At 40.1% G+C, this 21,410-nt stretch carries 22 protein-coding genes; 8 read left to right on the plus strand and 14 right to left on the minus strand.

Annotated elements, in window-relative coordinates; all coding sequences use genetic code 11:
• Window positions 1–28 precede the first annotated feature (28 nt).
• Entirely contained in the window at window positions 29–535 is a 507-nt protein-coding gene (locus tag P375_RS11565) for an NlpC/P60 family protein (protein WP_013744942.1), read from the minus strand.
• Between the two features lie 133 nt (window positions 536–668).
• On the minus strand, window positions 669–1,514 hold the full coding sequence (gene nfo, locus P375_RS11570; RefSeq protein WP_039137199.1) for a deoxyribonuclease IV: 846 nt from the start codon (window positions 1,512–1,514) through the stop codon (window positions 669–671).
• 98 nt (window positions 1,515–1,612) lie between these two features.
• On the opposite strand from nfo, the gene P375_RS11575 reads away from it, so the two are divergent.
• Window positions 1,613–2,167, plus strand: coding sequence for a TorD/DmsD family molecular chaperone (locus P375_RS11575; protein WP_039088969.1), 555 nt, complete (start codon window positions 1,613–1,615; stop codon window positions 2,165–2,167).
• Window positions 2,168–2,225: 58 nt separating this feature from the next.
• Here P375_RS11575 and brnQ read toward each other — a convergent pair whose 3' ends face one another.
• The 8 genes from brnQ to P375_RS11615 all read right to left on the minus strand — a co-directional run bounded on the left by brnQ (window position 2,226) and on the right by P375_RS11615 (window position 13,121).
• Window positions 2,226–3,533 carry a branched-chain amino acid transport system II carrier protein gene (gene brnQ / locus P375_RS11580; protein ID WP_021461918.1) on the minus strand — a complete coding sequence of 436 codons (1,308 nt, stop codon included), beginning with the start codon at window positions 3,531–3,533 and terminating at the stop codon, window positions 2,226–2,228.
• Between the two features lie 194 nt (window positions 3,534–3,727).
• Window positions 3,728–5,530, minus strand: a complete 1,803-nt coding sequence (locus P375_RS11585; RefSeq protein WP_039137202.1) for an AMP-dependent synthetase/ligase — start codon at window positions 5,528–5,530, stop codon at window positions 3,728–3,730.
• 147 nt (window positions 5,531–5,677) lie between these two features.
• Window positions 5,678–6,655 carry a murein tripeptide/oligopeptide ABC transporter ATP binding protein OppF gene (oppF, locus tag P375_RS11590; RefSeq protein ID WP_013744947.1) on the minus strand — a complete coding sequence of 326 codons (978 nt, stop codon included), beginning with the start codon at window positions 6,653–6,655 and terminating at the stop codon, window positions 5,678–5,680.
• On the minus strand, window positions 6,655–7,650 hold the full coding sequence (locus P375_RS11595) for an ABC transporter ATP-binding protein (RefSeq protein ID WP_013744948.1): 996 nt from the start codon (window positions 7,648–7,650) through the stop codon (window positions 6,655–6,657). Before P375_RS11595 ends, oppF begins: the two co-directional genes overlap by 1 nt.
• Before the next feature lie 11 nt (window positions 7,651–7,661).
• Entirely contained in the window at window positions 7,662–8,573 is a 912-nt protein-coding gene (oppC, locus tag P375_RS11600) for an oligopeptide ABC transporter permease OppC (RefSeq protein ID WP_013744949.1), read from the minus strand.
• A 13-nt stretch (window positions 8,574–8,586) separates the two neighbouring features.
• Window positions 8,587–9,507 carry an oligopeptide ABC transporter permease OppB gene (oppB, locus tag P375_RS11605; protein WP_013744950.1) on the minus strand — a complete coding sequence of 307 codons (921 nt, stop codon included), beginning with the start codon at window positions 9,505–9,507 and terminating at the stop codon, window positions 8,587–8,589.
• A gap of 80 nt (window positions 9,508–9,587) precedes the next feature.
• Entirely contained in the window at window positions 9,588–11,231 is a 1,644-nt protein-coding gene (locus P375_RS11610; RefSeq protein WP_039137204.1) for an ABC transporter substrate-binding protein, read from the minus strand.
• Window positions 11,232–11,480: 249 nt separating this feature from the next.
• A complete protein-coding gene (locus tag P375_RS11615) occupies window positions 11,481–13,121 on the minus strand; it encodes an ABC transporter substrate-binding protein (protein WP_039137207.1) in 1,641 nt (546 codons plus the stop codon).
• A gap of 212 nt (window positions 13,122–13,333) precedes the next feature.
• Here P375_RS11615 and selD point away from each other — a divergent pair, with 212 nt between their 5' ends.
• The 6 genes from selD to P375_RS11645 all read left to right on the plus strand — a co-directional run bounded on the left by selD (window position 13,334) and on the right by P375_RS11645 (window position 17,698).
• Complete coding sequence (gene selD / locus P375_RS11620; RefSeq protein WP_052121845.1) at window positions 13,334–14,422, plus strand: selenide, water dikinase SelD; 1,089 nt, start codon at window positions 13,334–13,336, stop codon at window positions 14,420–14,422.
• Between the two features lie 206 nt (window positions 14,423–14,628).
• Window positions 14,629–15,099, plus strand: a complete 471-nt coding sequence (ribH, locus tag P375_RS11625; protein ID WP_013744954.1) for a 6,7-dimethyl-8-ribityllumazine synthase — start codon at window positions 14,629–14,631, stop codon at window positions 15,097–15,099.
• Window positions 15,099–15,536 (plus strand): transcription antitermination factor NusB, encoded by a 438-nt coding sequence (nusB, locus tag P375_RS11630; protein WP_039137210.1) that lies wholly within the window; start codon window positions 15,099–15,101, stop codon window positions 15,534–15,536. The genes ribH and nusB overlap by 1 nt, the downstream gene beginning before the upstream one ends.
• Window positions 15,537–15,595: 59 nt before the next feature.
• Window positions 15,596–16,570 carry a thiamine-phosphate kinase gene (gene thiL, locus P375_RS11635; protein ID WP_039137212.1) on the plus strand — a complete coding sequence of 325 codons (975 nt, stop codon included), beginning with the start codon at window positions 15,596–15,598 and terminating at the stop codon, window positions 16,568–16,570.
• Window positions 16,548–17,057 carry a phosphatidylglycerophosphatase A family protein gene (locus P375_RS11640; RefSeq protein WP_039137241.1) on the plus strand — a complete coding sequence of 170 codons (510 nt, stop codon included), beginning with the start codon at window positions 16,548–16,550 and terminating at the stop codon, window positions 17,055–17,057. Before thiL ends, P375_RS11640 begins: the two co-directional genes overlap by 23 nt.
• 11 nt (window positions 17,058–17,068) lie before the next feature.
• A complete protein-coding gene (locus tag P375_RS11645; RefSeq protein WP_039084430.1) occupies window positions 17,069–17,698 on the plus strand; it encodes a LysE family transporter in 630 nt (209 codons plus the stop codon).
• Here P375_RS11645 and matP read toward each other — a convergent pair.
• The 4 genes from matP to sohB form a co-directional block, all read right to left on the minus strand.
• Window positions 17,687–18,133 carry a macrodomain Ter protein MatP gene (gene matP / locus P375_RS11650; protein ID WP_013744959.1) on the minus strand — a complete coding sequence of 149 codons (447 nt, stop codon included), beginning with the start codon at window positions 18,131–18,133 and terminating at the stop codon, window positions 17,687–17,689. The two genes, P375_RS11645 and matP, sit on opposite strands and share 12 nt — an antisense overlap.
• A gap of 116 nt (window positions 18,134–18,249) precedes the next feature.
• Window positions 18,250–19,005 carry a YdcF family protein gene (locus P375_RS11655; protein WP_013744960.1) on the minus strand — a complete coding sequence of 252 codons (756 nt, stop codon included), beginning with the start codon at window positions 19,003–19,005 and terminating at the stop codon, window positions 18,250–18,252.
• The gene (locus P375_RS12335; RefSeq protein ID WP_084598523.1) at window positions 18,998–19,156 is read right to left on the minus strand and encodes a YoaH family protein; all 159 of its coding nucleotides are present in this window, start codon (window positions 19,154–19,156) and stop codon (window positions 18,998–19,000) included. Before P375_RS12335 ends, P375_RS11655 begins: the two co-directional genes overlap by 8 nt.
• Window positions 19,157–19,170: 14 nt before the next feature.
• Window positions 19,171–20,256: a protease SohB gene (gene sohB / locus P375_RS11660; RefSeq protein ID WP_039137215.1), complete on the minus strand. Its 1,086-nt coding sequence runs from the start codon at window positions 20,254–20,256 to the stop codon at window positions 19,171–19,173.
• 228 nt (window positions 20,257–20,484) lie between these two features.
• Here sohB and metF point away from each other — a divergent pair, with 228 nt between their 5' ends.
• Window positions 20,485–21,375: a methylenetetrahydrofolate reductase gene (metF, locus tag P375_RS11665; protein ID WP_013744963.1), complete on the plus strand. Its 891-nt coding sequence runs from the start codon at window positions 20,485–20,487 to the stop codon at window positions 21,373–21,375.
• The last annotated feature ends 35 nt before the right edge of the window (window positions 21,376–21,410 follow it).

The raw sequence follows: 21,410 nt of genomic DNA on the forward strand, positions 1-21,410 counted from the left end.
CTTTAACGTTTAGCTATCTAGTAAATACTTAATTTAATACTCTTCTGGATTGTGTATAGGTTCTTAACCAATAATCTTCATTCAAAGAACTAATAGTAACGCCCTGACTTGTACTGGAATGGATAAAAAGATCATCGCCTAAATAAATTCCAACGTGACGATTTTTTCTAAAGAAAACTAAATCACCTTGTTTTAATTGACCTTTTTGAATTTTATAACCTAAAGATTTTTGTTCTGAAGTGCTTCTTGGTAAGCTAATATGAAACTTTTCTGCAAATGCCGTTTGTACAAACGCAGAACAATCAATACCATCTTTTCCTGTTCCCCCAAGTTTATAACGAACACCGATCCATTCTTGATAGAAATTATTTAACTTTTTATTAATAATAACACGTTCTTTAGCATTAGTTTTGAGGATTAAAGCTTGGATAGGATCATCGTCTTCGGAAAATGTAGAAGCTGACTGCGTGCCGGGATGACTACTACACGCAGCTAACAGTAAAAAACAGACTGATACCAGAATTCGATAAAACATAACTCAAAAATAAGTAAAAATAATCAAAACTCAAAAATTGGCATCAATCCTACCGAAAAACAACACGTATGACCAGTTATTTTTAATAGAAATAGCTGTTTTTGTGAGAAACCTCAAATTTTCCGGCTATTTTTTAACGTTTCTCTAACGAACGCAACCAAGAAATTTCATCTTTCCAGATTTCCGGATGAATGGTTTCCAAGATAAGCGGAATATTATCAAAGCGCTGATCAGGCATAATATATTCAAAAACAGCGGTACCAATTGTGCCTGACTGCAAACTGTCGTGACGATCAACTCGGCTTCCTAAAGGCGTTTTTGAACCATTTAAATGCATTCCTCGCAAATATTGAAAACCGACAATCTCCGAAAATTGTTGAAATGTCTTTTCACACGCCGCTAAAGTCGACAAATCATAACCGGCAGAAAAAGTGTGACAAGTATCCAAACAAACACCAACCCGATTTTTATCTTCCACATTTTCAATAATGGTCGCCAAATGTTCAAAACGCCAGCCTAAATTTGAACCTTGACCGGCAGTATTTTCAATTACGGCAACAACATTCGGCACAGTATCAACTGCAATATTAATGGATTCCGCAATCCGTTTTAGACAATCCAGTTCATCAATTTGTTGTAAATGGCTACCCGGATGAAAATTTAATAATTGCAAGCCGAGCTGATGGCATCGTTGCATTTCATCAATAAAGGCGGTTCTTGATTTCTCTAATCCTTCTGCTGTCGGATGACCTAAATTAATCAAGTAGCTATCGTGCGGTAAAATTTGTGCCGCAGAAAAGTGATATTTTTCGCACCATTGCTTAAATTTATTGATATTTTCTTGTTTTAATGGTGCAACTTTCCATTGGCGCTGATTTTTTGTAAATAACGCAAAAGCATTTGCACCGATTTCAACTGCGCGTACTACCGCATTTTCAACGCCTCCCGATGCACTGACGTGCGCTCCGATATATTTCATTTAAACTCCTAAATTCATTATCTTTCCGCAGGAATTATAGTAAACTTACGCCCTTTATACAGTTTTAATTCATAATTTCTCTAATAGTTAGGACAAATATGGACGAACAGGTCGAAATTAATCATTTTTCTATTTTATGCCGTTTATTCGGTAATTTTTTTCAACGTCAACCGCAAGATCCGATTCTTGCGCCGGCATTGCAATGGTTACAACAAGGAGGCGTTAAAACCATTTGGGATTTAGCTGCTGATCCACAAACCGACACTGCCCTGACGCAATTAACATCAGGCTGGACATTAGAGCAATTAAGCCAAGATTATCAATATTTGCAACAATCTGTCGATTTTAAACTCTCTGCTTACGGTATTGATGTTGAACAATTTAAAGCATTTCGGCAAGAACGTGCAATGCCTGAAGTCGCTGACAGTGATCATATTGCATTACCATTATTGACGGCTGCTTGGATTGAGGATCAAATTGGTTCGCTTGAGGCACAGCGACAACTGTTCCAAACTTTTTTATTACCAACTATCGGGCGTTTTCTTGGACAGATTGAAGCTCACGCACAAACCGCATTTTATCGCAGTCTGGCACAATTATGCCGAGATTTATTGGCAGCTATGGCAGATGAGATTGAAGAAGAGGAACAATAATCTAAAAAAAACAGTGTACGAATTATTTCGCACACTGTTTTTTCATATCTATTTGAAATTAATGCTGTTTTTGCGCAGAGAATTTACCAACAATAATTGTCAATAACAACATTAACAATACCGGGATTAACCAAGTCAAACCTTCTTGATAAAACGGTAAATAGCTTAACAATTTTTCTACACCTTGTGGCAACAAGCCCATATTTTTCAAGCTATCACACAAACTGAACAATGTTGTTAGTGCGATAGTGGCATTATAACTCCAGCTCACTACCGGCAGTTTTTTCCGCACAATCTGTAACACTACCAACATAATTGCTACCGGATAAATCAATAATAATGCCGGAATTGTTACTCGCAATAGTGTATCCAGACCGGTTTCAGAAATAATAATGGTCGCGATCGTGAACAACACCACAAAAAACGGATAATTTAAACGTGGATGAAAACGAGAAAAATAATCTGCGCAAGCACTGGTTACACCAACCAATGTGGTTAAATTGGCTAGCATCACAATGCCGCTCATAATCCACAAGCCGGTGGCACCGAATAACTCATTGATATAACGTGAGAAAATTTGTCCGCCATTGGTAGAGGTTGATGCCACCATATCTCCGGTTGCGCCTAGGTAGAATAAACAGAGATATAAACCGCTCAATAACACCACCGAAGTAACACCGGCAGCTAATGTATAACGCACAATGGTTCTTCCGTTCGTTACATTATTGACAGCAAACGCACGAGCAACAATACCACCGAATGCCATTGCGGAAAGCACGTCCATTGTTTGATAACCGCCAATCATCCCGGTAACTAAAGCTGAACCTTCGGCATAATTACTGGAAGGCGCAATAATTTCCGACAACGGATCGGACACGACACCAATACCGACAATAATCAATAACACCAATAAAATCGGTGCCATAAATTTACCGATGGTCGAAATCATTGTACTGCGTCCAAGCATAAAGCTCATACCGATAATGTTAAACACTAACGCGAATAAAATATGAGAATGCTCACCGTTATAGATATTTAAAGGTAACCACGCCATTTCATAAGCAACATTCGTCACACGAGGCATCGCAAATGTTGAACCAATGATTAGATAGAGAATTGACCAGAATACAACACCTACCCACGGTGGCAGATCAGTGGATAATGCCTCACCGCGCCCACGCACCGTTACCACAATCAAGGTAATAAACGGCATAAAAACACCGGTTAAAATAAAACCTAACGCAGCCCACAACCAACTTGAACCGGCATGATAACCTTCCATCGGTGGAAAGATAATATTCCCTGCACCCAAAAACAGCGAAAAAATCATCATACCCAGAATTAAAATATCTTTTTTAGATAACATATACTTTCCCTTAGGTATTAATTTTAAAGCAGGAAGTTTATACGGATTGGATGGCAAATTGAAGTAAAAAATATAATTTTATGGATTTTTATGCTGATAAATTAGATGGAATCTAATATTTTTAGCAAATTCTACTGGATTTTTTAAAAGAAAATACGGTATTACCCTAAAGCAATACCGCATTTATTGGATGTTTATTGATACATTTTTTCAATCAAAGTGTGATAACGTTGCAAAATCACTTTACGTCGCAGTTTTAGCGTTGGAGTAATCTCGCCCAATTCAATCGAAAAGGCTTTTGGCAATAACGTAAATTTTTTAATTTTTTCAAATCCTTGCAACTCTTTTTGCAGTTCATTAATCCGTTTTTCAAACATTTCAACAATCGCAGCATTTTTAATCAAATCTAACCGATTTTGATACTGAATGTTGAGTTTTTTAGCATACTCTTCCAAGGTATCGAAACAAGGCACCACCAAAGCGGACACATATTTTCTGGCATCGGCAATCACGGCAATCTGTTCAATTAATTTATCCTGCAACAATTTGCCCTCCACCGCTTGAGGTGCAATATATTTTCCAGTCGACGTTTTCATTAAATCTTTAATGCGATCGGTCATAAATAAATTACCCTCAACATCAACATAACCGGCATCGCCTGTTTTCAAAAAGCCGTCTTCGGTAAAACATTTCGCGGTTTCTTCCGGATTTTTAAAATACCCCTTCATTACACCGCCACCTTTTACCAAAATTTCGTTCTCATCACCGATTTTAACCGTTGTTCCCGGCATAATCTGCCCGATGGAATTGGATTCAAAACCAAAATCAGGCCAACAAGAAACGGTTGCTGTCGTTTCCGTCATTCCGTAACCCAATTTAATATTAACCCCGATACAATGGAAAAAGATGCCGATTTCAGGCTCTAATTTCGCTCCACCACAAGGCATCATCCGAATGCGCCCACCAAGCACCTGTTGCAATTTACTGAATACTAAACGATCTGCAAGCTGATGTAATGGCTTTAACCAAAACGGCAAAGGTTGTTGTTTCTGCTGATAGCGCAATGCCAATTTGCCAATTCGCAACGCATTATAGAAAATCTGTTGGCGTAACCACGGCGCCTGTTTCACTTTGTCAAAGACCGTTGCATAAATTTTTTCATAAAAACGCGGCACCGCACACATCAAGGTCGGTTTCACCACAGACAACGCTTCTCTTACTTTATGCGGATCATCCAGATAAACATTCACTGCCCCTTGCGACAGCACATAAGCCACCCACGCACGTTCAAAAATATGAGATAACGGCAAAAAAGATAAAGAAACATCACTGCCATCAATTTTCATCAATGTCTGCTGATGAGTCGCTAATTGATGTGCCAAATTTTGATAATCGAGCATTACCCCTTTCGGCTCACCGGTTGTGCCTGACGTATAAATCAAGGTAAAAAGATCCTGCATTGATTTTTGCGCCAATCTTTGCGCTAATTGTTGCTGTGATTCGTCGCCGGCAGTTGCAATAAAATCCTGCCAACTGATCCCCATTTCAATACCACGTAAATCAAGCGGTTGCATTGCAATAATTTTTTCTAATTTCGGGCAATGCGGAGCAATGGAAAGGGCAACGTCATACTCTTTCTGATTACCGACAAACAGCACTTTCATTTCAGAATGGTTAATAATGTATTTCGTCTGCGTTTCATTATTCGTAGCAAAAATTGGTACAGTAACCGCTCTAATCTGCAAAATAGCAATATCTGCGATTGTCCATTGCGGCATATTTTGCGCAAAAATACCGATTTTATCCTGAATTCCTACCCCTAACGTCAATAATGCGCGAGAAAGCTGTTCGCTTTGCTGGTGAAAACTTTGCCACGAAATATCTTGTAATTTGTGCTGATGATCGAAATAACGTAACGCGGTACGTTGAGAAAGTTTTTCACTTTGCTGATGAATGACATCAATAAAGTGGGTAAGCGTTTGAGCATAATGTTGCATTATTAAAAATAACCTTCTTTATTTCAGCTAACAACTGTTCGCAAATATACTCATTCTACTTTAAAAAATCCAGTGATTTTATTTCTATAAATACAATCGCCCACTGTTTTTAGCAGTGAGCGATATTTTTTGTGATCTAGCTCACACTTATACCTTAAAACAAGCGACTAAATGCTGTTTGTCTCCTAACAATCTTGGTTTAGTTAAGGTACATTCCGTATCTGCCAATGGACATCTTGTGCGGAAAACACAACCTGATGGCGGATTAATCGGTGAAGGCAGATCACCTTCCAACAATTGAATTTGCTTATCTTTTTCCAAATCTGGATCAGGAATCGGTACCGCCGACATTAATGCTTTGGTATATGGGTGTTTGGTTTGATGATAAACCCGATCATAGGTTCCCAACTCCACTGCATTGCCTAAATACATCACTAACACACGATCTGAGATATGTTTTACCACCGCCAAATCGTGAGCAATAAAAATAAGTGATAACCCCATCTCTTTTTGTAGTGACTTCAACAAATTCACTACTTGTGCCTGAATGGATACATCAAGTGCTGATACCGGCTCATCACAAATAATCAATTTCGGCTCAATAATTAGGGCTCTTGCAATACCGATACGTTGGCATTGTCCACCGGAAAATTCGTGTGGATAACGATTAATTAGGTTCGGCAACAGCCCTACTTTCAACATCATTGCCTGCACACGTGATTTCACCTCTTCCGCCGACAATTCAGGAAAATAAATTTTTAACGGCTCGGCAATAATGTTGCCGATAGTCATTCGCGGATTTAATGAGGCGAGCGGATCTTGGAAAATCATCTGAATATCCTTACGTGTTGCGTGCCACTCCTTTTCAGATTGACTACTTAAATCCTTGCCTAACCATAGAATATTACCGCCGGCAGATTTCACCAAACCAATAATGGCTCGCGCCAAAGTCGATTTACCACAACCTGACTCCCCTACTACCCCTAAGGTTTCACCTTCATATAATTTAAATGAAACGTGATTAACGGCGTGTAATGTCTGCTTTTTCTTAAAAAAGAGACCTTCACTGCCTTGTACTTGGAAATGCACACTCAGATCTTCAACTTCCAACAATAAATTACTCATTATGCTTTTCCTCTTAATATCATTTCCTGTACATCGACAAAGCAGGCACGCAAGCGATTATTGCCGAATGCCGTTAATTGCGGTGTATTGCTACACTGTTCACTGGCAAACTGGCAACGTGGTCGGAACGGGCAGCCGGTTGGCAGATGTAATAGATTTGGCGGATTTCCCGGAATGGTGGTCAACTGCTCTTCTTCCGTATCCAAACGCGGTACGGCATTGATTAAACCGATAGAATAAGGGTGCGTCGGCTGATAGAAAATCTCTTTTGCCGTGCCATATTCCATTGTTCGACCGGCATACATAACCAACACTTGGTCACAACTGCCGGCTACCACGCCCAAATCGTGGGTAATCATAATAATCGCTGTGTTGAATTCCCGTTTTAAATCATTCAACAAGGTCATAATCTGTGCTTGAACGGTCACATCCAATGCGGTTGTCGGCTCATCTGCGATCAATAATTTCGGGCGACATAACAACGCCATTGCAATCATTACACGTTGACGCATCCCACCGGAAAATTCGTGCGGATACATATTCATCCGTTTTCTCGCTTCCGGCATTTTCACCGCATCAAGCATTTTCACTGACTCATCAAAAGCCTGTTTCCGATCATACCCTTTATGCAAAATCAGCACTTCCATTAACTGTTCGCCAATTTTCATATAAGGATTTAATGAAGTCATCGGATCTTGAAAAATCATAGCAATCTGCTCTGCACGGAGTCGGTTTAATTGCGCTTCGGGTAACCCCAAAATTTCTTCACCATTAAAACGTGCGGAACCGGCGGTACGTCCGTTATCCGCCAATAACCCCATTAACGCAAAGGCGGTTTGCGATTTGCCTGAACCGGATTCACCGACAATGCCTAAGGTTTCACCGGCATTTAACGTAAAAGTTAAATTATTCACAGCGGTAACATCACCGTCCGGCGTTTTAAATGTTACACGTAAATCTTGAACATCAAGGAGAGGTTGTTTTTCGTTTGTCATTTTTTCTCACCTTATCGATCTTTCGGATCAAGCGCATCACGCAAGCCATCACCAATAAAATTAAAACAGAACAGCGTAATCACTAAGAAAATCGCCGGGAAAATCAATAACCAAGGTGCTGCTTCCATAGATTTGGAACCATCATTCAACAGTGCGCCCCAACTGCTCAACGGCTCTTGTGTACCAAGCCCTAAAAAACTTAAGAAAGATTCAAATAAAATCATTCCCGGCACTAATAAAGAGGCATAAACCACAACTACACCCAGCACATTCGGCACAATATGTCGCCATACAATCTGACGTGAAGAGACACCGCAGACAATCGCTGCTTCAATAAATTCTTTACGTTTCAAGCTCAATGTCTGACCACGCACGATACGCGCCATATCCAGCCAAGACACCATTCCGATAGCCACGAAAATCAGCAAAATATTCTGCCCGAAGAAAGTGACCAACAAAATCACAAAGAACATAAACGGAAAGGAGTAAAGAATTTCTAAAATACGCATTAGCACTGCATCAGTTTTGCCACCAATATAACCGGCGGTTGCACCATAAAGCGTACCGACCAACACCGCAATCAGTGCACCGGCAACCCCGACTAATAAGGAAATACGCCCACCAATTGCCAAGCGCACCAATAGATCGCGCCCGGAAGAGTCTGTACCGAAATAGTGCATAGATTCAAAATCCGGCGGATTTGTCATCATCGCCCAATCGGTATCTTCATAACTAAACGGCATCAACATCGGTGCAAAAATCACAAACAGCATAATGAAAAATAAAATGATTAAACTCGCTACTGCCGCTTTGTTGCGGAAAAAGCGACGACGTGCATCTTGCCACAAACTGCGACCGTCAACCGTTTCCAACTGTTCGCCTAATTTTTCCATTAATGCTTGATTTTCTTTTGTTTTTAACATTTTTACCACTCCACTAATAGCGAATCTTTGGATCAATCACAGCGTATAAAATATCCACAATCGCATTAAACACGATCGTCAAGGTGCCGACTAAAATAGTCAAACTCAATACTAACGAATAATCACGATTTAATGCACCGTTCACAAAGAGCTGACCGATTCCCGGTAAGACAAAAATACTTTCAATCACCATAGAGCCGGTAATGATACCGACAAATGCCGGCCCCATATAAGAAATCACCGGTAACAATGCCGGACGTAATGCGTGTTTCAACACAATACGGCTCATTGGCAAACCTTTTGCTTTCGCAGTACGGATAAAATTTGAATGCAATACTTCAATCATTGAACTACGCATAATACGTGCGATGCTGGCAATATAAGATAAAGATAACGCCACCATCGGCATCAACATATAGATAAACTGCCCGTTATTCCAACCACCGGATGGCAACAGTTTTAAGGTAATAGAGAAAATTAGCACTAATAACGGTGCGACCACAAAGCTCGGTACAACCACCCCTGTCATCGCAAACGTCATTATCAGATAATCCAGCCACTTATTCTGCTTCAAGGCGGCGATCACACCGGCAGAAATACCAAATACCAAAGCTAAAATAAAAGCGGAAAAACCTAATTTGAGCGAAACAGGAAACGCCTGTGCCACTAATTGATTAACGGTGTAATCTTTGTATTTAAATGACGGCCCGAAATCACCGTGAGCCAAATTCTTTAAATAAATACCATATTGCACCATTAACGGTTCATTAAGATGATATTTTGCTTCAATATTTGCGATAACTTCCGGCGGATAATTTTTTTCACTGGAAAAAGGACTGCCCGGCGCAAGGCGCATCATAAAAAAAGAAACAGTAATAAGGATAAACAGCGTAGGGATCGCCTCTAAAATTCGGCGAAAAATTAATTTAAGCATACACAAATCCCACAATAAAAAGGCGAAAAGCCAATTATAAAATCCCGTTCCATCCGCAAATGGAACGGGTAATATAAAAATTAATGTTTAATGATATAAACGTCTTTCAAATAATAATTTTGCCCCGGATGTGCGTCAGCAAAGCCTTTCACCCAAGGTTTGATTAAGCGCGGTTGAACATAATGATAAACCGGCACCATTGCAGTATCGGCATCCAACTGTGCTTCCGCTTTTGCATACACATCTGCACGCTCTTCATCGGTCTGGGTTTTAAATGCAGACGCAATTAAATCATCATACGCTTTGCTTTTATAGAAAGCGGTATTATTCGCACTGTTGGAAATATAATAATTCAAGAAAGTGCTTGCTTCATTATAATCCGCGCACCAGCCTGCTCTTGCCATTTGGAAATTTCCTTGATGGCGAGAGTCAAGATAGGTTTTCCACTCTTGATTTTCCAAATTGATGTTGACAACGCCTTGCAAATTCTTTTTCCAGATAGATTGTGCGGCAATCGCCAATTTTTTGTGATTGTCGGAAGTGTTATAAAGCAAATTGAAAGTTAATGGATGAGCTTTATCGTAACCGGCTTCTTTCAATAATTTGATTGCTTCCTGATTACGTTTATTTTGATCCCAACTTGCCCATTCAGGATTTTTCATTTTTTCTGCACCATTAATGAATGGCGGTGTGAAAATGTATGCCGGTGTTTGCCCCTGTTGCAAAATCTTATCGGTAATGATGTTTCGATCTAACGCTAACGATAATGCTCTACGAACTTTGGCATTGTCAAATGGTGCTTTTGCTGTATTGACTTCATAAAGATAAGTACAAAGTAATGGCGAAATGTGCAATTCGTCCGGCAATTCTTTTTTCAATTTAGCAAATAATTCAATCGGGATTTCTTTACCGGTCATATCTTCATCACCCGCACGATAGCGAGAAACATCCGTTGCCGAAGACTCAATCGGCAATAAAGTGACTTTATTCAACACGGTTTTTGCATTATCCCAATAATATGGATTGCGCTCTAAAACGGCTTTTTCATTCACTACTTGTGATTTCAAAACGAATGCGCCGTTACCAACCAAATTTTCCGGCGCTGTCCATTTATCGCCAAATTTTTCTACCACTTTTGGGTTCACCGGTGACAACACATAATGTTCCACCAATTTATCTATATAAGGTACAGGTTCGGTTAAATGCAACACTAACGTATGATCATCTGTTGCTTCAACGCCTAATTCTTTTTTAGGTAGTTTACCTTCTGTGACTAGATCCGAATTTTTTAATTTAACAAATGTTAAAAAATTTGCATAAGCTGCAGCTGTTTTCGGATCAGCTAGACGTTGCCACGCATAAACAAAATCGCCGGCAACAACCGGATCACCATTAGACCATTTTGCTTCCGGACGAAGATGGAAAGTCCAAGTTTTAAAATCTTCACTATGCTCCCAAGAAGAAGCCACTCCCGGTAAAATATGACCTTTGTCATCCGAAGTCACCAATGTTTCATAGATTTGTCTAGCATAATATCCTTCAACATCACCTTCCATTTTCTGCGGATCCAATGTTGCCGGATTTGAGCTAACATTCCAAACCAATTCCTGCTTATCCGCCAATTCTGTGCCAGCAGGCACATTTGCAGCCATCACTGTTGTTGTTGCAGTTACACCTAAACCAAGTGCCACCATCAACAATGATTTTTTAAATGAATTCTGCATCTTATACTCCTTATTTATTAGTAGTTCTTCTATTTTGCATAGAATTGCTGTCATTAATAAATGAAATCTCACGATTTGTAAATAATACGCTTACATTTTGCCAGATTATTCGGTATTTTTTTGATTTTGACGCTAGATTCAACCTCTATTTCGCACAAAATCTTGAAATATATGCTTTTCCTAACGTCACTTTAGATTAAGGGGTTTTAACTACAGAACACGGCGGAATATATCCGCCGGCTGTAGTAATTAATGTTTAAGGATATAAACATCTTTCAAATAGTAGTTTTTCGCCGGATGATTAGCTGCAAAACCTTTTACCCACGGTTTAACCAAACGAGGTTGCACATAGTAATAGACATTAATTACAGCACTGTCTTGTTCTAATACCTGCTCCGCTTTAGCATAAATTTCCGCACGCTCTTCATCCGTTTTAGCACGAAAAGCAGCATCGATTAAGTCATCATAGGCTTTATTTTTATAGAAAGCTCGGTTGTTGGCACTATTGGAAAGAAAATAATTTAAGAAAGTAGTTGCTTCATTGTAATCCGCGCACCAACCCGCTCTTGCCATCTGTGAGTTGCCTTGACGGCGAGCATCCAGATAGGTTTTCCATTCCTGATTATCCAACGTAATATCGACCACTCCTTGAAGATTCTTTTTCCAGATCGATTGTGCAGCAATTGCTAATTTCTTGTGGTTATCAGAAGTGTTATACAACAATTTAAAATTCAATAGGTTAGATTTATCATAACCCGCTTCTTTCAGCAGTTTAATTGCCTCCTGATTTCGTTTCGACTGATCCCAATTCGCCCATTCCGGATTTTTCATTTTTTCTGCTCCGTTAATAAATGGCGGCGTAAACAGATAAGCCGGTGTTTGTCCTTGTTGCAAAATTTTGTCGGTCATAATATGACGATCAAGCGCCAAGGATAATGCTTTGCGCACGCGTGCATCATTAAACGGTGGTTTTACGGTATTCATTTCGTAAGTGTAGGTACATAAAACCGGCGGTGTATAAATTTCGTTCGGTACCTCTTTTTTTAATTTTGCAAACAGCTCTATCGGCAACTCTTTACCAGTTACATCTTCATCGCCGGCACGATAACGAGCCACATCGGTAGCGGCTGACTCAATCGGTAATAATGTTACCTTTTCCAACACAGTTTTATCATTATCCCAATAGTGTGGATTGCGGACTAATACAGCCTTTTCATTCACTACCATTGAATCCAATTTAAATGCACCATTACCCACCAAATTGCCCGGTTTGGTCCAAGCATCGCCAAATTTTTCCACTACACTTTTATGTACCGGTGAAAGTACATAATGCTCCACTAATTTATCCACATAAGGCACAGATTCCGTTAAATGCAGAACCAAGGTGTGATCATCTTTCGCTTCAACCCCAAGCTCATCCACTTTTGCTTTACCTTCCAATACCTTATCCGCATTTTCCAATTTAAGAAAATCTAAATAACTGGCATATGGCGAAGCGGTGTTAGGATCAGCCAAACGCTGCCACGCATAAACGAAATCGTGCGCCGTAACCGCATCACCGTTCGACCATTTCGCATTAGGTCGTAAAAAGAATGTCCACGTTTTAAAGTCATCACTGTGTTGCCACGAAGTGGCTGCTCCCGGCAAAATATGGCCCTTTTCATCCGAAGTTACCAACATTTCAAAAAGTTGCCGGGCAAAATAACCTTCTACATCCCCTTCCATTTTTTGCGGATCTAGCGTTGCCGGATTAGCACTGACGTTCCAGACCAATTCCTGTTTTTTTGCCAAATTCGCATCTGCCGGTACATTGGCTGCTGTTGCCATATTAGCCATTGTTAAACTCAATGCGGCAACAAGTAATGATTTTTTAAATGAGGTTTTATGCATAACCTAATCTCCTTCAGTCAATATCTCTTCTACCGGATGTAGAATTAACGACTATAAATAACGTAAACTTAACAGTTTGTAAATGTAGTGTTTACTTAATTAACCATAAATTTTCGTATTTTTTTAAAAAATGTGATCCGCATTGGCTTTTGTTGGCGAGAAAGTGCTAAGCTATAACACAATAGTTGTTCTTAAGAGGCGAAGTAAAATTTATGACAAATCACGCAAACAGTCATATTGATTTTGAAAATACGGTAGCGGATGTAATCCGTTTAACACAATACAGCCACGGCGCCGGTTGCGGTTGTAAAATTTCCCCTAAAGTTTTAGAAACCATTCTTCACACAGAAGCAGAAAAATTTATCGATCCGCACCTTTTAGTTGGCAATGAAAGTAAAGATGATGCTGCGGTTTATGATATTGGTAATGGCATGGGCATTATCAGCACCACCGACTTTTTTATGCCGATTGTGGATGATCCTTTCACTTTCGGTCGTATTGCCGCCACTAATGCCATCAGCGATATTTTCGCAATGGGCGGTAAACCGATTATGGCAATCGCTATTTTAGGCTTTCCAATTAAGCTATTACCGCCGGAAATCGCCAGACGCATTGTTGAGGGTGGTCGCCAAGCCTGTAAAGAAGCCGGCATTGCGCTTGCCGGTGGGCATTCTATTGACTCGCCTGAACCAATTTTCGGATTAGCGGTAACCGGTATTATCCCAATCGATAAAGTGAAGAAAAACAATTCCGCTAAAGCCGGATGTGAACTTTTCTTGACCAAACCTTTAGGTATCGGCGTACTTACTACTGCAGAGAAAAAAGGGAAATTAAAACCGGAACATCGCGGTTTGGCGGCAGAAGTGATGTGCCGAATGAATAAAATCGGGGCACAATTCTCGGAATTAGAAGGTGTCACTGCGATGACAGATGTCACTGGTTTTGGATTGCTCGGTCATTTAATCGAAATCTGTGAAGGTTCCGGTGTTGCCGCTGAAGTGGATGTCTCACAGATCAAAACCTTGGACGGTGTTTATGATTATATCGAAAAAGGCTGCATCCCGGGCGGAACAGAACGGAACTTTGACAGTTACGGGTATAAAGTCAGCCCTATCACTGAAACACAAAAGGCGGTGTTATGCGATCCGCAAACTTCCGGCGGATTATTGGTAGCGGTGATGCCAGAAGCAAAAGCGGCATTATTTGATATAGCTGCAAAAGAGAATATCTCCTTGATTCCGGTTGGCAAATTGGTGGAAAAAAATGATGATTCCCCAATTTTCGTTACCGTAAACGCATAATTCCATTTTTTCTTGTTAAACATTTAAAAATAAGTCGGCAAATAAACCGGCTTATTTTTTGCTTTCCTTATGCCTTTATCATCTTTTATTCGTCATATCCGAAAATGTTTTTTTATGCTAGAATCTGCAACCGTTTTTATTCAATGTTCATTCAATGAATTGGCTACCGCCGTGAGCGGCGGATTTCAACCACTTAGGAGTTTTTGATGAAAGTTTTAGAAGGTCAAATCGCTTCACCAAATGCGAAAATCGCAGTAGTTATCGCCCGTTTCAATAGTTTTATTAATGATAGCTTGTTGGAAGGTGCATTGGATGCACTAACTCGCGTTGGTCAAGTAAAAGATGAAAATATCACTGTGGTAAAAGCACCCGGTGCTTATGAATTGCCGTTAGTTGCTCGTCGTTTGGCTGCAAGCAAAAAATTTGATGCAATCGTGGCTTTAGGTACAGTAATTCGTGGTGGTACTGCACACTTTGAATACGTTGCCGGAGAAGCAAGCAGCGGTTTGGGACAAGTCGCTATGCAAGCTGAAATTCCTGTCGCATTTGGTGTTTTGACCACTGAAAATATTGAGCAAGCAATTGAACGTGCCGGCACAAAAGCTGGAAATAAAGGGGCTGAAGCTGCATTGGTAGCTTTGGAAATGGTTAATTTATTAGCACAGATTTCCGAATAATGAATCCACAACAAAAAACTGAAAAAAAACCAAGCAGACGTCGTCGTGCGCGTGAATGTACCGTTCAAGCACTCTATTCCTGGTTTGTATCGAAAAACAGTCCGGAAAGTATCGAATTGGATTTAGTGACCAACGATGAAACCAAAGGTGCGGATGTCGCCTATTTTCGCAAACTCTTTAATGGCACTGTCAACAATCTCGAGAATCTAGAGCAAGAATATGCCTCTTTTTTAGATCGTAAAATCGAAGAGTTGGGAACAATCGAACGGGCTATTTTAGATTGTGCGACTTTTGAACTTAAATATGTTGATGATATTCCTTATAAAGTCGTCATCAATGAAGCGATTGAGGTGGCAAAAACATTCGGTGCGGCAGACAGCCATAAATATATTAATAGCATTTTGGATAAATTAGCACCGAAGTTTGGACTAAAATAAACAATCTCCATTTTCCCTTGTGAATGCCACAAGGGATTTTTTTCTGAAAGGATTTCTTTATGCCTGACAATGGCGAATTTGATATTATTCGACGTTATTTCTCCGCCTCTACCCGTCAACCTCGGCGCGATGTGCTGCTATCTGTCGGTGATGATTGTGCAATCACTGAAATTAAACCTAATCGCCGTTTAGCACTGACTACCGATACTTTGGTTGAAGGAACGCATTTCTTGCCGTCTATTTCAGCTGCCGATCTCGCTTATAAAGCCGTTGCCGTCAATTTAAGTGATTTAGCAGCAATGGGAGCGGAACCGGCGTGGATTAGTCTGGCATTAACCCTACCGAAAATTGATGAACAGTGGTTAAGTGAATTCAGCCAAAGCCTGTTTCAGATTCTTGATCACTATAATGTTGATTTAATCGGTGGCGATACTACCAAAGGAACGCTCTCTTTAACTATCACCGCACACGGCTTAGTGGCGAAAGATAAAATCTTATGTCGACACACTGCTAAACCCGGTGATTGGATTTACGTTTCCGGTACACTGGGTGATAGTGCCGCCGGTTTGCAGCTGTTATTACAACAGTCAAAAATTGAAAATGATGATCAACGCTACTTATTACAACGCCATTTACGCCCGACACCACGCGTTCTAATGGGAATGGAATTGGCAGGTATCGCTAATGCAGCGATTGATCTCTCTGACGGCTTAATTTCCGATCTTCAGCATATTCTGGAACGGAGTCAATGTGGCGCTGTTATTGAATTAGATAAACTGCCGCTTTCCAAGCCGTTATTAAATCAATTTTCATTAGAACAGGCACAAAAATTTGCACTTGCCGGCGGTGAAGATTACGAACTTTGTTTCACGGTTGCAGAAGCAATGCGGGCAAAAATGGAACAAACCTTACGTTATCTCGATGTAGAATATCATTGCATCGGTCAAATTCGTGCCAATCAGCAATTACAATTTACCCAATATTCTCAACCAATAGAGGTCGCAGTGACTCATGGCTTTGATCACTTCAAATAAAACTAATCACAATGTACTCAAAAACGTCAAATTAACTAATCCGGTGCATCTGCTTGCACTTGGTTTCGGTTCAGGCTTGATCTTTCCGGCTCCGGGCACTTGGGGCACATTGGTCGGATTATTAATAGGATGGCTGCTTCTACAATGGATTGCCGTTCCTTTCTTTCTTATTTTCGCCTTGATAGCCTTTTTTATCGGCTGTTATTTATGTGAAAAAACAGCGCACGATATGAAAGTGCACGATCACAGTTCTATCGTATGGGATGAAATTGTCGCCATCTGGCTGGTACTCACCGCTTTGCCAAATTACGCTTGGCAATGGTGCTTAACTGCTTTTGTGCTATTCCGTTTCTTTGATATTATCAAACCTTATCCAATTCGCTATTTTGACCGCAAACTGCAAACCGGTTTCGGTATTATGTTTGATGATCTACTGGCGGCATTGTATGCAATTATTGTTATTTTCTTAATCAGATCAATGATCTAAAGGACTGCGCTATGTTATGGAATATTATGATTGTACATTTATTGGGCTTAATGAGTCCCGGTCCGGATTTCTTCTATGTCAGCAAAACCGCTGCCGGTAATTCGAGCCGTAATGCATTTTGTGCAGTCATCGGCATTACGATGGGAGTAGCGTTTTGGGCAACTTCTGCTTTGTTAGGATTAGCCATTCTGTTTGCTACCAGCCCGTTATGGCACGGCATTGTGGTCTTGCTGGGTGGAAGTTATCTTGCTTATATTGGTTATAAGATGCTGAATGTTCGTAACAATGTGGTATTTGAAAATGATCAAAAGATACAATCGCAAACGACTTCAATAAAACAGGAAATTCTGAAAGGATTATTAGTCAATCTCTCCAACGCAAAAGTAGTGATCTATTTTAGTAGCGTATTATCGATTTACCTTGCTAATGTCAATGGCATTGAGCATATCATTCTAGTATTAACCGCTATCTTAATAGAAACATTTCTCTATTTTTCTATTATTGCCCTGTTGTTTTCTCGACCGGCTGCAAAACGTTTTTACAGCAAATATAGTCGTTGGTTGGATAATGGTGCCGGTGTGGTTTTTATCGCATTCGGACTTTATCTCGCTTACGCCGGCATCGGTTATTTATTTCAATAATTCCTGCAAGTTTTTCTTCATTGCGTGAATTTGTGACTCATAAAGCGCTTTGCTCTCTTGTTCATCTATCATATACATAATGGTTTGTGACAAGGTCATTTTCATCTTACGAGAATAGCGAGAAAGACGTAACCAGACTGCATAATCCAGATCAATTGATTTCTTTTTGGTACTCTGTTTTTCTGCATTAAAAAAACGCTTCCGTTTAGCACGAATCGCCTGATCCAGTTTTATCACCAAATCAGGCGACATATGTTCACTAATCCACTGTTGAACCGCTTCGGTTTGATGCTGTAGCTGGACTAACTGTTGCATTTTATCGTCCGCCAAACTTTGTTCAAGATAACGTGTAATATTGACGCCTTCACGAGCTTTACGCATTAAATAAAGCCATTTCCAATGCGTTTCTTGATTTTCCAATTTCTGGTAGCGCATAAAACCTCAAAAATTTTGTTATAAAACAATAATTTATAATGAATTACTGTTTGATCGGTGACAAGGTAACTGCCAAATTATAGGATTTTTTATTGATTTTTACTACCGAATAAATGCTAATCCAAGCCAATTAATTTATCACGCAAAATGCCCAGCCACTCCCTTAACACTAAACCGGATTGATAAAAACTGACCGGTTGCGGGATGAATTTTAATAATCCGCTGCCGGAAGCGCGCTGACTCAAAGTCGGTGCCGGAAATACCTCAAAACCTTGACGTTGAAAAGCAGCAACGGCCCGGCGCATATGCCACTCATTTGTCACGAGAATTACACGTTGAATTTGCTTACCTTCTTCCGTCTGATTAAACAATTTACGCAGATAGATTGCATTCTGTTCTGTCGTGTTGGATTTGTTATCCAGCCAAGTCGGTTCTATTTGAAAGAAACGTTGTAATTCACTGCCCATCACTTTCGCTTCATTATCAACACCACCACTAATTGCAATCGGCAAATCCGTCATTTGATGCAAATAAACCGCAAAGCGCATTCTTTCCAATGGTAATGCTGCCGTTGTTGAATAAGATTCCGGATAATCGCTATAACGCAATCCGCCGCCAAGCACCACGATCACCTGCCCTTGTCTATAAAGTTCAACATTCGGTTTATCCAACGCAATCGTCTTAATCAAAAAATTGGAAAAGAAAGGTGTGCTGATGAAATAAGCAAACAATAACGACACTGCCAACAATGATTTCGCCGTACGCTGAAAACGGGTAAAAAGCAAAATAAACGCAAGCAGACCTAATAAAATTAAATTAAAAGGCGGCAAAATCGCCGCTTCCACCACTTTTTTTAGAATCACCTCAAACATTTTGCTTTTCCTGCTGTTTTGCCTGTTGGCGCAACTGTTCCGCGACCAAACGGATAGCTTCACCGCTATTAACGCCTTGCTGCATTAATTGTTGAATTTTTTCAACTGCCTGCTGCTGTTGTTCGTGTGTTAAATTAATCGTATCCAACATTGTTTTTTCCTACTTTAAAAAAAGAGATTTTTGCCTTGATGTAACAGTTTCGCCACAATATGAGCGGCACTTTCTTCCGCCTGTTTGCCTAATTTTTGTACCAATGATTTTTTCGTACTATATTTAATCGCTAACACATCTTTTTCTTCAATCGCTGCCAAAATCAGATCATCACTGGTTTTCACCTCATCAATCAAAGCTAAATCCAATGCCTGCTGCCCAAACCAATGCTCACCGGTTGCTACCTTATCAATCTCCACTTGAGGTCGATGTTGTGCAACAAATTGTTTAAATAAATCGTGCGTTTCCTGTAACTCTTGTTGAAATTTCTGCTTCCCTTTTTCGGTATTCTCACCCAATACCGTAACGGTTCGTTTATATTCCCCCGCTGTCATCACATCAACATCAACATCGTGTTTCTTCAAAAGGCGATGAATATTCGGCACTTGCGCCACCACACCGATCGAGCCGATAATCGCAAAAGGCGCAGCCACAATTTTATCCGCCACACACGCCATCATATAACCGCCACTCGCAGCTACTTTATCCACCGCTATCGTCAATGGAATATGTTTATTACGCAAACGTTGCAACTGTGAAGCAGCAAAACCATAACCGTGAACCACACCGCCGGGACTTTCCAGACGTAATAACACTTCATCTTTTTCAGGTCTGGCAACCGCCAAGACCGCATTGATCTCTTCTCTTAATGAATTGGCAGCATTCGCTTGAATATCACCTTTAAAATCAATAACGTATACACAAGGTTTCTGCTGTTGCAACCATTGCTGTTGATCCTGCCCATTGTTATTTTTTTCTGCCTCTTTTGCTGCTTTCTTCGCCTGTTTCGCTTTTGCCTTGTCCTGTTTTTTACGGTTTTTTGCCAGCTGTTTTATCTGCTGTTCTTGCAATCGACACTCTTTTAGTAACTGTTGTTGCTGTTGATACTGTTCATTTAAGTGCGTAATCTGCAATTCACCTTTGCTAAGATTTTTCTGTTTCATTGTCACAATAATACCGAAAACAACGGCAATCACTGCCACTAAAGTAATCAGCTCTAAAATAAACACACTGTAATTAGTTAAAATATCCGTCCACATAGTTGCTCCTTTTTCGTTATCGGACGCTGTTAAAAGCGGTTTATCATACTTGATTTTCCATATTTATTCATCAATATCTCGGTTTTCTGCGTTTTTCTTCTTTCTCCTTCTTACTTCCCTAATATGAATTTTATTCATATTTATCCTGAAAATTATGAGATTGACTCAAGAATAAAATCTTTCTATTTTAACGTCTAGACGGCTAAACAAGAAAAAGGAGTACAAATTATGAGCTATGCCAAAGAGATTGATGTTTTAAATAGAAGTATTGCCGATTTAAATGGCGATATTAATGTTTCTTTTGAGTTTTTCCCGCCAAAAAATGAAAAAATGGAAACACTGTTATGGGATTCAATTCAACGCTTAAAATCACTGCAACCTAAATTTGTTTCTGTCACTTACGGTGCAAATTCCGGAGAGCGAGAACGCACACATAGCGTAGTTAAAGCCATTAAACAACAAACGGGTATTGAAGCTGCTCCACATTTAACCGGTATTGATGCCTCGCCGGAACAGTTAAAAGCGATAGCCAAAGATTATTGGGATAGCGGTATTCGCAATATTGTCGCATTACGTGGTGACGAGCCGCCCGGATATGATAAAAAACCGTTTTATGCCAAAGATTTAGTGAAATTACTCAAAGAAGTGGCTGATTTTGATATTTCAGTCGCTGCTTATCCGGAAGTGCATCCGGAAGCTAAATCGGCGCAAGCGGATCTGATTTTTTTGAAACAGAAAGTGGAAGCCGGTGCCAGTCGTGCGATTACACAATTCTTTTTTGATATTGACAGTTATCTCCGTTTTCGTGATCGCTGTGTCACTGTCGGCATAGATGTGGAGATTGTGCCGGGTATTTTGCCGGTGTCCAATTTCGTGCAGTTACAAAAAATGGCGAAAGTTACCAATGTAAAAATTCCAAGCTGGATGTTCAAACTTTATGACGGTTTAGAAAAAGACCAAACCACACGCAATTTAATTGGTGCCAGCATTGCTATTGATATGGTGAAAATTCTGTCTAAAGAGGGCGTGAAAGATTTCCATTTTTACACCTTAAATCGTTCGGAATTAACTTATGCTATTTGCCACACCTTAGGGGTTCGACCGAGTTTAGCCGCATAAGCCACATAAAAAGAAGGGACAGATTGTGCTCTGTC

It is taken from the genome of Gallibacterium genomosp. 2 (assembly GCF_000771895.1).
Taxonomy (GTDB): Bacteria; Pseudomonadota; Gammaproteobacteria; order Enterobacterales; family Pasteurellaceae; genus Gallibacterium.